General features: G+C 62.6%; 14 protein-coding genes. 8 read left to right on the forward strand and 6 right to left on the reverse strand.

Features of this window, described 5'->3' with window-relative positions; all coding sequences use genetic code 11:
* Positions 1-3 precede the first annotated feature (3 nt).
* The 4 genes from NR187_RS30195 to NR187_RS30210 all read right to left on the reverse strand — a co-directional run bounded on the left by NR187_RS30195 (position 4) and on the right by NR187_RS30210 (position 3,227).
* Entirely contained in the window at positions 4-786 is a 783-nt protein-coding gene (locus NR187_RS30195) for a molybdopterin-dependent oxidoreductase (protein WP_211383656.1), read from the reverse strand.
* Between the two features lie 14 nt (positions 787-800).
* Positions 801-1,430, reverse strand: coding sequence for a cytochrome b/b6 domain-containing protein (locus NR187_RS30200; RefSeq protein WP_256808744.1), 630 nt, complete (start codon positions 1,428-1,430; stop codon positions 801-803).
* Positions 1,431-1,611: 181 nt separating this feature from the next.
* Positions 1,612-2,166 (reverse strand): fasciclin domain-containing protein, encoded by a 555-nt coding sequence (locus NR187_RS30205; RefSeq protein ID WP_211383658.1) that lies wholly within the window; start codon positions 2,164-2,166, stop codon positions 1,612-1,614.
* A 299-nt stretch (positions 2,167-2,465) separates the two neighbouring features.
* Positions 2,466-3,227 carry an SDR family oxidoreductase gene (locus NR187_RS30210; RefSeq protein ID WP_256808746.1) on the reverse strand — a complete coding sequence of 254 codons (762 nt, stop codon included), beginning with the start codon at positions 3,225-3,227 and terminating at the stop codon, positions 2,466-2,468.
* A 114-nt stretch (positions 3,228-3,341) separates the two neighbouring features.
* Here NR187_RS30210 and NR187_RS30215 point away from each other — a divergent pair, with 114 nt between their 5' ends.
* A complete protein-coding gene (locus NR187_RS30215; protein ID WP_211383660.1) occupies positions 3,342-4,871 on the forward strand; it encodes a malonyl-CoA synthase in 1,530 nt (509 codons plus the stop codon).
* Between the two features lie 123 nt (positions 4,872-4,994).
* Here the strand turns inward: NR187_RS30215 and NR187_RS30220 are convergent, their stop codons facing one another.
* A complete protein-coding gene (locus tag NR187_RS30220) occupies positions 4,995-5,855 on the reverse strand; it encodes a sulfite exporter TauE/SafE family protein (RefSeq protein WP_211383661.1) in 861 nt (286 codons plus the stop codon).
* A gap of 502 nt (positions 5,856-6,357) precedes the next feature.
* On the opposite strand from NR187_RS30220, the gene sdhC reads away from it, so the two are divergent.
* The 6 genes from sdhC (at position 6,358) to NR187_RS30250 (ending at position 11,351) form a co-directional block, all read left to right on the forward strand.
* Positions 6,358-6,756 (forward strand): succinate dehydrogenase, cytochrome b556 subunit, encoded by a 399-nt coding sequence (gene sdhC, locus NR187_RS30225; protein WP_211383662.1) that lies wholly within the window; start codon positions 6,358-6,360, stop codon positions 6,754-6,756.
* A complete protein-coding gene (gene sdhD, locus NR187_RS30230) occupies positions 6,753-7,157 on the forward strand; it encodes a succinate dehydrogenase, hydrophobic membrane anchor protein (protein ID WP_211383663.1) in 405 nt (134 codons plus the stop codon). The genes sdhC and sdhD overlap by 4 nt, the downstream gene beginning before the upstream one ends.
* A 3-nt stretch (positions 7,158-7,160) precedes the next feature.
* Positions 7,161-8,999 carry a succinate dehydrogenase flavoprotein subunit gene (gene sdhA / locus NR187_RS30235; RefSeq protein WP_256808747.1) on the forward strand — a complete coding sequence of 613 codons (1,839 nt, stop codon included), beginning with the start codon at positions 7,161-7,163 and terminating at the stop codon, positions 8,997-8,999.
* Positions 9,000-9,103: 104 nt separating this feature from the next.
* Positions 9,104-9,886: a succinate dehydrogenase iron-sulfur subunit gene (locus NR187_RS30240; protein WP_211383665.1), complete on the forward strand. Its 783-nt coding sequence runs from the start codon at positions 9,104-9,106 to the stop codon at positions 9,884-9,886.
* 668 nt (positions 9,887-10,554) lie between these two features.
* A complete protein-coding gene (locus NR187_RS30245) occupies positions 10,555-10,686 on the forward strand; it encodes an IS66 family transposase zinc-finger binding domain-containing protein (protein WP_256808749.1) in 132 nt (43 codons plus the stop codon).
* Entirely contained in the window at positions 10,683-11,351 is a 669-nt protein-coding gene (locus tag NR187_RS30250; RefSeq protein WP_256808750.1) for an IS66 family transposase, read from the forward strand. The genes NR187_RS30245 and NR187_RS30250 overlap by 4 nt, the downstream gene beginning before the upstream one ends.
* On the opposite strand, the gene NR187_RS30255 is transcribed toward NR187_RS30250, so the two are convergent.
* A complete protein-coding gene (locus NR187_RS30255; RefSeq protein WP_256808752.1) occupies positions 11,348-11,674 on the reverse strand; it encodes a hypothetical protein in 327 nt (108 codons plus the stop codon). The genes NR187_RS30250 and NR187_RS30255 overlap by 4 nt on opposite strands.
* A gap of 846 nt (positions 11,675-12,520) precedes the next feature.
* Between NR187_RS30255 and NR187_RS30260 the strand changes: the two genes are divergently transcribed.
* The gene (locus NR187_RS30260; RefSeq protein WP_256808769.1) at positions 12,521-12,751 is read left to right on the forward strand and encodes an addiction module antidote protein; all 231 of its coding nucleotides are present in this window, start codon (positions 12,521-12,523) and stop codon (positions 12,749-12,751) included.
* Positions 12,752-12,848: the final 97 nt, after the last annotated feature.

The raw sequence follows: 12,848 nt of genomic DNA on the forward strand, positions 1-12,848 counted from the left end.
CAGCTAGCTGCCGCTGAACGAATTGTACCCCTGGTCTTCCCAATAGCCGCCCTTGTAGTCGTTGGTGACCTCCATCGAGACCACGTATTTCGGGTTCTTGAAGCCGAGTTTTGTCGGCACGCGGATCTTCATTGGAAAACCATAAGCGCGCGGCAGGATGTCGTTCGCGTATTTGAACGTCATCTGCGTTTGCGGATGCAGCGCACTGCGCATGTCCAGGGGCGAATTGTAGCCGTCCTTGTCGGCGCACTGGAACCAGACATACTTCGCGCGGGTGTCGGCGCCGATCAGCTTGAGGAAGTCGCGCAGCGGCGTACCGGTCCAGCTGCCGATCGCACTCCAGCCCTCGACGCAGATATGACGGGTGATCTGGGTGACCTGCGGCAGCTTGTACAATTCCGGAAGCGTCCAGGATTTCTTGTTGTCGACGAGGCCGCGCACCTCGAGCTTCCAGTCGGCGGCCGAAACCTCGGGCGCATCGTCGAGATCGTAATAGGCGTTGAACGGGAACGGCTTCGTGATCGCGCTCTCCGGGAACGTCGGCGCCAGCGCGTCGGGATTGAAGATGAAATCCTGCACGGCGTCGTTGAACTTCGAGACACTCTTCAGCATCTCCTCGGCCGAGGACGAGTCGATCACGTCGCAGCCGGTGAGCAGCGTCAGCGCGCCCAGGCTGGCGCCGCCCGCGATGAAGCGGCGGCGGCTGACATCCGGCATCGTCTTGATGGAGTCCTTGATCAGCAGCCGCTTGTCGACGCCGGGGATCAGGAATGAACGCTTGGCCATGGTTCTCCCTCCGCTCAACGGCCGATGATCATCGCACGCAGGCTCTTCGGCACCAGCAGCGCGAGCAGGACATGAATGACGAGGAACGCGCAGATCGCGGCCATGCAGAAGAAATGGACGTAGCGCGCGGTCGGATAGTCGCCGAACAGGCTCACGAGCCAGTGCAGCTGCACGGGCTTCCACATCCCCAGCCCCGACAGCACGATCAGCACGCCGACCAGTATGATGCCGGCATAGAGCGTCCGCTGCACGTAATTGTAGACGGTGAGGTCGTCATGGCCGAGCTTGAATGTCAGGGCAGCCCTGACGTCGTGGAGCACGCCCGACGGGGTGATCGGCAGCAATTTCTTGCGGAAGCGGCCGGTGGCGAAGCCGGTGACGAGATAGGCGAGGCCGTTGATCATCAACAGCCACATCGCCGCAAAATGCCAGAGCAGGCCGCCGCCGAGCCAGCCGCCCAGCGTGTAGTCGCGCGGAAAGCTGAAGCCGAACAGCGGCGAGGCGTTGTAGATCTGCCAGCCCGACAGGATCATCAGGATCATGGCAAAGGCGTTGATCCAGTGCATGACGCGGACCCAGCCCGGCTGGATGATCTTGGCCGGGGTGGCGCTGACCTGCTCGTCGGTGGCTGTGAGACTCGACATGATGGTTCCGTCCTGAACGTCGCCTGACAGCAATTATACGCCGATGCTTCCGCTTTCGTTACGCCCCGCGAGGCATCGAATCGATATCGCCGGGCTATGGTGCTCACAAAAAAGCGAGCCGGGCACCCCGGCTCGCCGTTTTCGTCGCATCCTGACGGGGATGAAACAGGATCGCGCGGTGTTACGTCGCCGGCATCAGCACGGTGTCGACCACATGGATGACGCCGTTCGACTGGTTGACGTTGGAGATCGTCACCATCGAGGTGCCGCCCTTGGCGTCGACGATCCAGACCTTGCCGTCCTGCTTCTTCACCGTCAGCTCCTCGCCCTCGGCGGTCTTCAGCTTCTTGCCATCGGTGAGGTCGGAGGCCTCGAGCTTGCCGGGCACGACATGGTAGGTGAGGATCTTGGTCAGCGTCGCCTTGTTCTCGGGCTTGACCAGATTGTCGACGGTGCCGGCCGGCAGCTTGCCGAAAGCGGCGTTGGTCGGCGCAAACACCGTGAACGGGCCCTTGCCTTCCAGCGTCGGCACCAGGCCGGCCGCCTTCACCGCCGCCACGAGCGTGGTGTGATCCTTCGAGTTGACCGCGTTCTGGACGATGTTCTTGGACGGGAACATCGCGGCGCCGCCGACCATGACGGTCTTCTCCTCGGCACGAACGGGCGCAACGACGGTCGCGGTGATGGCCAGCGCGCTGAAAGCGGCGGCAGCGAGATAGGCAATACGCTTCGACATGGAGAGTCTCCCGATTGAATTGTGACCGGCGATTTGCCGGCGTTTGCGTTGGGCAACAACGGCGCCTGCGACAGTTTGACGTGAGGCAGTAGCGCGTCGTTGACCGAACTACGGGAGGTTTAGCGAAGCGGTTTCGAACAATAATTTATCGTGATGAGTGAAACTAAGCGGGGGGACGTTCGTGGGGGCCGTCATTGCGAGGGGCAAGGCGACGAAGAAATCCAGACTGCTTCTGCGGAAACATCTCTGGATTGCTTCGCTTCGCTCGCAATGACGAGCTTGGAGGATCCCGCCTGCCCTCAATCCCTGTTGTGCGGCGTCTGGATGAACCCGCGATTATGCGTCGGGCTGATCAGCAGCTCGTTGATGCAGACGCGCGGCGGCATCGAGGCGATGAACGCGATGGTGCGGCCGAGATCTTCGGATTGCAGCATCTTTGCCTGCTCCTCCGCGCTCGGCACCACCGGGCGCAGCTTCAGGATCGGCGTCGCGACCTCGCCCGGCATCAGGCAGCAGGCGCGCAGGCCGTTGACGCATTCGTCCATGTTGAAGGAATGGGTCAGCGCCAGCACCGCATGCTTGGTGGTGGTGTAGGCCGGGCCCGGCATCTTCGAGACGTGGCGGCCGGCCCAGGACGAGACGTTGATGATGGAGCCGTCCTGCTGCTTGCGCATCGTCGGCAGCACCGCGCGCATGCAATAGAGCACGCCGTTGAGATTGACCTGGACCAGTCTGTCCCAGCCCTCCAGTTCCATGTCCTTCCAGCTCCGCTTGGGGACATTGATGCCGGCATTGTTGACGAGCAGGTCGATCCGGCCGTGCCTGGCGACGATCTGATCGGCCGCCTTCTGGGCCTCGGCCGCGACCGACACGTCGAGCGCGATGGCCTCGGCGGCCCCGCCCGCCCCGGTGATCTTGGCGACCACGGTCTCCAGGGCGTCCTTGCGGCGGCCCGAGACAACCACCGTCCAGCCGTCGGCCGCCAGCGCCTCGGCGCCGGCTTCCCCGATCCCGCTGCCCCCGCCTGTCACCCAGGCCACGCGTTTCCCGTTTTTTGTCATGCAAACTGTCTCCGTTGCTTCATCGGGGCGGTTTTTGCTAATCCAGCCCTCGGTTTTGACCGGCCTTGTCTGACGAGCCTTGTCTGACGAGCCTTGCGGTCGAGGAAATCTTGCATGAACCAAGCAGCCAACGCCAATCTGTTTTCCCGCCTGTTCGACGGCCTGGACGATCCCAAACGCCTCGCGATCGAGACCCATGACGGCGCCCGCATCAGCTATGGCGATCTGATCGCCCGGGCCGGGCAGATGGCGAATGTGCTGGTCGCGCGCGGCGTGAAGCCCGGCGACCGCGTCGCGGTGCAGGTGGAGAAATCGGTCACCAACATCGTGCTGTATCTGGCGACCGTGCGGGCCGGCGCGGTCTATCTGCCGCTCAATACCGCCTATACGCTCAACGAGCTCGATTACTTCATCGGCGATGCCGAGCCGTCGCTGGTGGTCTGCGATCCCGCCAAGGCGGAAGGCTTCGCCCCGATCGCCGCCAAGGTGAAGGCCAGGGTCGAGACGCTCGGACCCGACGGCAAGGGCTCGCTGACGGAAGCAGCCGACAAGGCCAGCAGCGAATTCGCGACGGTGCCGCGGGCAAACGACGATCTTGCCGCGATCCTCTACACGTCAGGCACCACCGGCCGCTCCAAGGGCGCGATGCTGACGCACGACAATCTGGCGTCGAACTCGCTGAGCCTGGTCGGCTACTGGCGCTTCACCGACAACGACGTGCTGATCCACGCGCTGCCGATCTACCACACCCACGGCCTGTTCGTGGCGACCAACGTGACGCTGTTTGCGCGCGCCGCGATGATCTTCCTGCCGAAGCTCGACCCGGACCTGATCATCAAGCTGATGGCGCGCGCCACCGTGCTGATGGGCGTGCCGACCTTCTATACGCGCCTGCTGCAAAATTCCGCGCTGTCGCGCGAGACCACAAAGCACATGCGCCTGTTCATCTCGGGCTCCGCGCCGCTGCTCGCCGAGACCCATCGCGAATGGTCGGCGCGGACGGGACATGCGGTGCTCGAGCGCTACGGCATGACCGAGACCAACATGAACACGTCGAATCCCTATGACGGCGAGCGCGTGCCCGGCGCGGTCGGCTTCCCGCTGCCCGGCGTCTCCGTGCGTGTCACCGATCCCGAGACAGCCAAGGAATTGCCGCGCGACGAGATCGGCATGATCGAGGTCAAGGGCCCGAACGTATTCAAGGGCTATTGGCGCATGCCCGAGAAGACCAAGGCCGAATTCCGTGACGACGGCTTCTTCATCACCGGCGATCTCGGCAAGATCGACGCCAAGGGCTACGTCCACATTCTCGGCCGCGGCAAGGACCTCGTGATTTCCGGCGGCTTCAATGTCTATCCGAAGGAGATCGAGAGCGAGATCGACGCCATGCCGGGCGTGATCGAATCCGCCGTGATCGGCGTGCCGCATGCCGATTTCGGCGAGGGCGTCACTGCAGTGCTGGTCTGCAACAAGGGCGTCGATGTCACGGAAGCCGCTGTGCTGAAGGCGCTCGACGGAAGGCTGGCCAAGTTCAAGATGCCCAAGCGCGTCTTCGTCGTCGACGAGCTGCCGCGCAACACGATGGGCAAGGTGCAGAAGAACGTGCTGCGGGATACGTACAAGGATATCTACGCGAAGAAATAGGGGCGTGCCCGGCTCTCTCGCCTCGTCATTGCGAGGAGCCCTTGCGACGAAGCAATCCAGACACCCTCCGCGGAAAGACTCTGGATTGCTTCGCTGCGCTCGCAATGACGGAATTTGCGGCGGTTACTGTCCGCCCAATAAACTCATCACAAACCTGCTGCCGACGATAAACAGATAGCCCCCGAACGCCATCTCCAGCGTCCGCTTCGACATTGCGTGCGCGGCCCTCACGCCGAGCGGTGCTGTCACCAGACTCATCGGCATCACCAAGACCGCACCGATCAGCGAGACGTATCCGAGCGCGAACGGGACTTGCAGAGCCGCAACGCCTGGATAGTTCGCCGCCGCCGGCCAGCCGGCATAGATATAGCCGAGCGCACCGGGGATCGAGATCAGCACGGCGAGCGCGGACGAGGTCGCGACCGCCTGATGGATCGGACGGCCGTAGAACGTCATCAGCAGGTTGGAGAACAATCCGCCGCCGATGCCCATCAGCGTCGACAGGATGCCGACGCAGAAGCCGTAGGCACGCATCAACACGCCCTTCGGCAAATCATCGCCGAGCTTCCAGCTCTCGCGCGCGAAGATCAGCCGCAGTGCGGCTGACCAGGCAACGGCGACGAACACGATCTTGAACAGCCGCTCCGGCGCGTGGCGCGCGACCACGCTGCCGGCGACGACGCCGATCACGATCGGCAGCCACCAGCCGCGCAGGATCGCCATGTCGACCGCGCCGCGCTTGTAATGGGCCTGGAACGAGCGGATCGAGGTCGGGATGATCACGGCGAGCGAGGTGCCGACGCAAAGCGGCATGCGGACCTCGAGCGGCACACCGGCGATGCGGAAGCATTCGTAGAACACCGGCACCAGAATCGCGCCGCCGCCGATCCCGAACACGCCGGCCAGGAATCCCGAGAGCGCACCCGTTGCGATCAGCAGCAGGGCGAGCTCGACGATTTCCTTGATATCGAGTCCTGCAATCACCCCTGACCTGCCCCGGCGACTGGTCGCAACTTGTCCGATGCATCGCTCGGAAATGGCTGCGCGGAAAGCTGTAGGCGATCCGGTTTCCGAGGTCGACACGTCTCGTCCCTTGGCTGGGGTGGAATGCAGGGTGTGCATATCCGCGGCAAGCCGCAAAATTGGCGCGGCGGTGGGGTGGCGGACCGGTTCGGAAGGGCGCCTGGCCCGCGCCTTGATCGGTTTGGACGGGATGGTCCGTTTAGAGGCGTTCCAACAGCGATTTCAAAGGCCATGGATGGCTATCATAAAGAATGAATTAATATTCTTTTTTTGGTGAATAGGCCAGCGCTCTGGTATACCAAGCACCCGATTGGCCTTGTTTCATCAACGCCATAGCGCTGAACCGAGGTTCGATTTATGGCGATTTGGTGATTGCGCAGGCGGAATCGACTCCGTAAATAGAGCCGACCTCTCGCGATCCCCGCGCGCCCCATGCTGGGCCGCAATAAAGCAATCGAAGCCCATGACCGCACGGATCGAACGACCGCTTTCACCACACATGCAAGTCTACCGCTGGACGCTGACGATGGCGCTTTCCATCGTCCATCGTGCCACCGGAATCGCCCTTTACGCAGGAACCCTGCTGCTGGCCTGGTGGCTGATTGCCGCGGCTTCCGGCCCTGCCGCCTACGGCCACGTCCAGGCCTTCACCGGCAGCATCATCGGCCGGCTGATCGTGTTCGGCTACACCTGGGCGCTGATGCACCATATGCTGAGCGGCATCCGGCATTTCGTCTGGGACCTCGGCTACGGCTTCAAGGCCAATGAGCGCGAGGCCCTGACCTGGGGCGCGCTGATCGGCGGCATCGTGCTGACGGTGCTGATCTGGATCGTCGCCTATGCGATCGGAGGCGGACGATGAGCGCGACCGATACGCCGAAGCGCAGCATGCGCACCCCGCTTGGCCGCGTCCGCAATCTCGGCGCCGCCCATTCCGGCACCTCCGACTTCTGGCGCCAGCGCATCACCGGCGTCGCCATGACGCTGCTGATGATCCCCGTGATCGTGATCGTCATGATGCTGCTCGGCCGCAACCAGGCCGGTGCCGCGCAGATCCTCGGCTCGCTGCCGATCGCGGTGATCCTCCTGCTCTTCATCTTCGCCAGCGCCTGGCACATGAAGATCGGCATGCAGGTGGTGATCGAGGACTACATCCATAACGAGAAGCTGAAGCTCGTCTCGATCATGCTCAACAACTTCTTCTCGATCGCCGTGGCGCTCGCCTCGACCTACGCGATCCTGAAACTTTCATCCGGAGTGTAACCCATGGTTACCGGAACATCGGCCGCAGAGAGCAATGGCGCTCCCGCCACCAACGGCAAGGCCTATCCGATCGAAGACCACACCTACGACGTCGTCGTGGTGGGCGCCGGCGGCGCGGGCCTGCGCGCCGTGGTCGGCTGCAGCGAAGCCGGACTTCGTACCGCCTGCATCACCAAGGTGTTTCCGACCCGTTCGCACACGGTCGCGGCGCAGGGTGGCATCTCGGCCTCGCTCGGCAACATGCACAAGGACGACTGGCGCTGGCATATGTACGACACCGTGAAGGGGTCGGACTGGCTGGGCGACCAGGACGCGATCGAATACATGGTGCGCAACGCGCCCGAGGCGGTCTACGAGCTCGAGCATTGGGGCGTGCCGTTCTCGCGCACCGAGGACGGCAAGATCTACCAGCGCCCGTTCGGCGGCATGACCATGGACTACGGCAAGGGCCAGGCGCAGCGCACCTGCGCCGCCGCCGACCGCACCGGCCACGCCATGCTGCACACGATGTACGGCCAGTCGCTGCGCCACGCGGCCGAGTTCTTCATCGAGTTCTTCGCCATCGACCTGATCATGGACGACCAGGGCACCTGCCGCGGCGTCATTGCGCTCAAGCTCGACGACGGCACGCTGCACCGCTTCCGCGCCCAGACCGTGATCCTGGCGACCGGCGGCTATGGCCGCGCCTATGCCTCCTGCACCTCGGCGCACACCTGCACCGGCGACGGCGGCGGCATGGTGCTGCGCGCAGGCCTGCCGATGCAGGACATGGAGTTCGTGCAGTTCCACCCGACCGGCATCTACGGCTCGGGCTGTCTCGTCACCGAAGGTGCACGCGGCGAAGGCGGCTATCTCGTCAACGCCGAGGGCGAGCGCTTCATGGAGCGCTATGCGCCGTCCGCAAAGGACCTCGCCTCGCGCGACGTCGTCTCGCGCGCGATGACCATCGAGATCCGCGAGGGACGCGGCGTCGGCAAGAAGAAGGACCACATCTTCCTTCACCTCGACCATCTCGATCCCGCGGTGCTCGCCGAGCGCCTGCCGGGCATCTCCGAATCCGCAAAGATCTTCGCCAATGTCGACGTGACGCGCGAGCCGATCCCGATCGTGCCGACCGTGCACTACAACATGGGCGGCATCCCGACGAACTATCACGGCGAAGTGCTGACCAAGAGGGACGGCGACGACAACGCCATCATCCCCGGCCTGATGGCGATCGGCGAAGCGGCCTGCGTCTCCGTGCACGGCGCCAACCGCCTCGGCTCCAACTCGCTGATCGACCTCGTCGTGTTCGGCCGCGCCGCCGCGCTCCGCCTCGCCGAGAAGCTCACGCCGAACGCCAGCCAGCCGGAGTTGCCGGCAAACTCGTCCGATCTGGCGCTCGGCCGCCTCGACCATTACCGCTACGCCTCCGGCGGCACGCCGACCGCGAAGCTGCGCGAAGGCATGCAGCACGTGATGCAGAGCAATTGCGCGGTGTTCCGCACCGGCGAGGTTTTGAGCGAAGGCCAGAACCTGATCGAGAAGGTCCACAGCGGCATCACCGACATCGCCGTGTCCGACCGCTCGCTGGTGTGGAACTCCGACCTCGTCGAGACGCTGGAGTTCGACAATCTGATCGCGCAGGCGGTGGTGACGATGAACTCGGCCGCCAACCGCACCGAAAGCCGCGGCGCCCATGCCCGCGAGGATTTTTCGGCGCGCGACGACAAGAACTGGATGAAGCACACGCTGGCCTGGCTGGACGATGCCGGCAAGGTCAAGATCGAGTACCGCCCGGTTCACGACTACACCATGACCAACGACGTGCAGTACATCCCGCCGAAGGCGCGGGTGTATTGATCAAGACTCGTCATGCGCGGGCTTGACCCGCGCATCCATCTTTCCGAAGCGATGGATCGCCGGGTCAAGCCCGGCAATGACGCGGAAAACCAGAGGCAGGACTAATGGTTGAATTCGCACTTCCGAAGAACTCGAAGATCACCGGCGGCAAGACCTGGCCGAAGCCCGTGGGCGCGACTGACGTCCGCGAATTCCGCGTCTATCGCTGGAATCCGGACGACGGCAAGAATCCGAGCGTCGACACCTATTACGTCGACACCAACGACTGCGGTCCGATGGTGCTGGACGGCCTGATCTGGATCAAGAACCACATCGACCCGTCGCTGACGTTCCGCCGCTCCTGCCGCGAAGGCGTCTGCGGCTCCTGCGCCATGAACATTGACGGCCAGAACACGCTGGCCTGCACCCGCTCGATGCACGACGTCAAGGACGGCGCGGTCAAGATCAACCCGCTGCCGCACCAGCCGGTCGTGAAGGACCTCGTTCCCGACCTCACCAATTTCTATGCGCAGTACGCTTCGGTCGAGCCGTGGCTGAAGACGACCTCGCCGACGCCGCAGAAGGAATGGCGCCAGAGCCACGAGGACCGCGAGAAGCTCGACGGCCTCTACGAGTGCATCCTCTGCGCCTGCTGCTCGACCTCGTGCCCGAGCTATTGGTGGAACAGCGACCGCTATCTCGGTCCCGCAGCCCTGCTTCAGGCCAACCGCTGGGTGTCCGATTCCCGCGACGAAGCGACCGGCGAGCGTCTCGACAATCTCGAGGACCCGTTCCGCCTCTACCGCTGCCACACCATCATGAACTGCGCCAAGGCCTGCCCGAAGGGCCTCAACCCGGCGGAAGCCATCGCCGAGCTCAAGCTCAAGATGGTCGAGCGGCAGGTCTAGACGTCGTTCATGCTTCGATCCCCGGCCTGTCTGGAGCCAAAATAGTTCGTTTTAGACAACAAAGTTCTTCTAGGACAAAATAGTTCTTTCGAACTTCCGGGGCTTCTTGCGTGCCATCAAAAGGGTGGGTCGGTGACCCGCCCGCCGCCATCGAAACGACGGCGAGAAGCGGAACGACAAGCGCTTGCCCCAAACTGCGAGTCGGTAAGGCCTGACCAAACGAGAATTTTGGCGGAGTTCGAAGCGGACCAGTTTGCCGCGCTTGAAGCCGCTTTACTCGCACGCTCGGCCCAAGTACCGGCAGTTCGGACAGAGCCGGGGTCTCGTGATTCTCTAATCGGCGATGGGCGCCGATGATTCTCTCCCCGACGATGTGACCACCCTGAAGGCGATGCTGCGCGCCGAGCGAGTGGCCCGCTTGGCCGCGGAAGCGGAGGCCCAGGTGCGGACTGCTGATCGAGAAGCTCAAGCTCGCGATCAAGAAGCTGCGGCACGAGCAGTTCGGACAGTCCTCCGAGCGCGGCGCCTTGCTGGACCAACTCGAGCTACAACTCGCTGACCTGAGGAGAACGCGGCGCAAGCCGAGACCGCGGCGCAGATGGCAGCCCAGAAGATTGCGGTGCCATCGTTCGAACGCCGCAAGCCAGTCCGCCGGCCGCTGCCGAAGCATGCGGGAGCGCCTTGTCTATCCGGTGCCTGCGACGTGCCCATGCTGCGGCGATTGCCGGTTGCGCAAGATCGGCGAGGACGTGACCGAGACGCTGGAACTCGTTCCGCGCCAGTGGAAAGTGATCCAGTGATCCAGCACGTGCGCGACAAGCTCGTCTGCCGAGCCTGCGAAGCGATCACCCAGCCGCCGGCTCCCTCGCACCCGATTGCGCGCGGGCGTGCAGCGCCTAAGCTGCTGGCCCATGTCTTGTTCGCCAAGTACGGCCTGCACCTGCCGCTCAATCGTCAGAGCGACGTCTATCAGCGTCAAGGCATCGACCTCGACGTGTCGACGCTCGCGGAATGGGTGGGCCCCCCCGCCGCAACCCTGATGCCGCTGGTTGACGCGATGCGGAGCCATGTCTTCGCGGCCGAACGCATCCACGCGGACGGCACCACAGTGCCGGTCCTGGCCAAGGGCAAGACCCGCACCGGTCGCCTCTGGACCTATGTGCGCGACGACCGCCCGTTTGGCGGCCCCGATCGGCCGGCGGCCGTGTTCTTCTACTCGCCCGATCGTGGCGATGAACATCTGGCAGGATATGCCGGACCGATGCAGGCCGACGCCTACGCCGGTTTCGGCAAGCTCTATCAAGCAAACCGCAAAGGAGGTCCGATCATTGAGGCCGCGTGCTGGGCACACGGCAGGCGCATCGGCCCGCAGTTTCCAGATGCTGTCCTGACATCGTCGGCTACATCAACAAATGAGACCTACCCTATCACTCTTGATTTCGAAGCAACCATGAGTAGCATCTAAAGTATCTTCATAAAATTCCGACTTGGGTAGAGATCGACACACGGTTCAATCTCCTCTTCAAGAATCAGGATCCCGGTTCGCGCTTGTTCTGCTATTGGTATGGCCATGGATACGTTGACACCAAGGAAAATCGTCTCCTTGTTTGCGAGGATTTTGACCTCGACACGTTTTCCAATCGTGTATTTAACGCCACCAACCGCCTGCGTCGTTTGCTCACACCAAACTACGACTGCTTCGCCGAACAGATCTTTCTTGCAGATGTGTGCGGGCGTAAGCCTCGGACCGCTATCGGCCTTGACGAGACAAACTTGGAGGACGTTCACGCGAGCGGACGTCAGTTGGCCTTGTTTGCGAGTCGCGAGGGCGCTTATTCAGACGGAACGTTCTCTTCCGTAATGTTAGACCTGCTTGCGGCGGAGAGGACTTGGTTAGAACCAAACCTCCTGAAAAGGAAGCTGCTAGCATCCTTGGAACTCGCTCGCGTTGAGCCGTACCTAGTCGACATCTACGATGGTGCTCTGAAGCTTATGCAACGCTTCGGATCAAGTAGCGCAACTGATCTTTATGTAACAGTTCCGCCACGGGAGGGCGATATTTCTGGTAGAGATGAGCGACCGAGCCGTAGAGCAAAACTTCCTCCAACCATCAAAGACGATCACCTTCACGCGTGTGCATGCACTGCAATTGGCGAGATTAAGTGAACGAACTACTTCTTCAGAAAGGCAATCGGACCTTCGGCCATACCTTGACCATGGCTCGCTGTCGAACGGCAGGGGCGCCTCTTTGGGCCTAGAAGGCGAACCCGCCAGAGGTTCTTCGGGAAGTCCGACCGCTGGAAGTTTGATCTTAAAGCCTGCCGAGCCACCTGTCACTTTGGGTCGGGGACGCGCCCGACGATTAGGCGCGGTCCGAAAACCCCGAGAATCTTGATGTTTACGAAGCGCGAGTAGCGGACCAGCCAACTCTCGTCCAAGGTGGTATCCTTCGGAGGATGGCTGATAAGGCGCTAGATGGACGGGGACCGTCAGTCCAGCCCGTAGCGATAAAGCCTCAAGACCGCTCTTTCCCGAAAGAGATCGCTGTGGCGAAAGAGGTACGACATGGCTCTCAAGACCACGAAGTTCGATGTTCAAGGCCACCTGAAAAGCCTCGAAGAGTAAATCGCTTACCTGGAAGCGGCGTTGAATGAGGATGATCCGTCTTTCATAGCTGCCGCGATCGGCGACATCGCCAAAGCGCGCGGAGTCAGCCAGTTCGCCAAGGAAACCGGGCTCAGTCGCGAAGCGATTTGCAAATCCTTCCGCCCGGGCGGCAACCCGACGATTGAAACCGTTCACAAGGCGGACAAAGGCGGACTGACCTCCAAGTCCGAGAGCAATTCAACACGAAAATCCGGATAGCCGAACTGCGAACGGCTCTGGATTAGGCGAGGCGCGACAACGATAGGCTGCGCCCATTTTTGGGGCTCAAGGATGCATCAGCCCGGTCCCCGTTCGT

Source organism: Bradyrhizobium sp. Bra64, assembly GCF_024519875.1.
Lineage (GTDB): Bacteria > Pseudomonadota > Alphaproteobacteria > Rhizobiales > Xanthobacteraceae > Bradyrhizobium > Bradyrhizobium japonicum_G.

Coding starts and splice junctions, on each gene's coding strand:
- NR187_RS30195 (WP_211383656.1), bottom strand. CDS start 786: ATGGCCAAGCGTTCATTCCTGATCCCCGGCGTCGACAAGCGGCTGCTG.
- NR187_RS30200 (WP_256808744.1), bottom strand. CDS start 1,430: ATGTCGAGTCTCACAGCCACCGACGAGCAGGTCAGCGCCACCCCGGCC.
- NR187_RS30205 (WP_211383658.1), bottom strand. CDS start 2,166: ATGTCGAAGCGTATTGCCTATCTCGCTGCCGCCGCTTTCAGCGCGCTG.
- NR187_RS30210 (WP_256808746.1), bottom strand. CDS start 3,227: ATGACAAAAAACGGGAAACGCGTGGCCTGGGTGACAGGCGGGGGCAGC.
- NR187_RS30215 (WP_211383660.1), top strand. CDS start 3,342: ATGAACCAAGCAGCCAACGCCAATCTGTTTTCCCGCCTGTTCGACGGC.
- sdhC (WP_211383662.1), top strand. CDS start 6,358: ATGACCGCACGGATCGAACGACCGCTTTCACCACACATGCAAGTCTAC.
- sdhD (WP_211383663.1), top strand. CDS start 6,753: ATGAGCGCGACCGATACGCCGAAGCGCAGCATGCGCACCCCGCTTGGC.
- sdhA (WP_256808747.1), top strand. CDS start 7,161: ATGGTTACCGGAACATCGGCCGCAGAGAGCAATGGCGCTCCCGCCACC.
- NR187_RS30240 (WP_211383665.1), top strand. CDS start 9,104: ATGGTTGAATTCGCACTTCCGAAGAACTCGAAGATCACCGGCGGCAAG.
- NR187_RS30245 (WP_256808749.1), top strand. CDS start 10,555: ATGCGGGAGCGCCTTGTCTATCCGGTGCCTGCGACGTGCCCATGCTGC.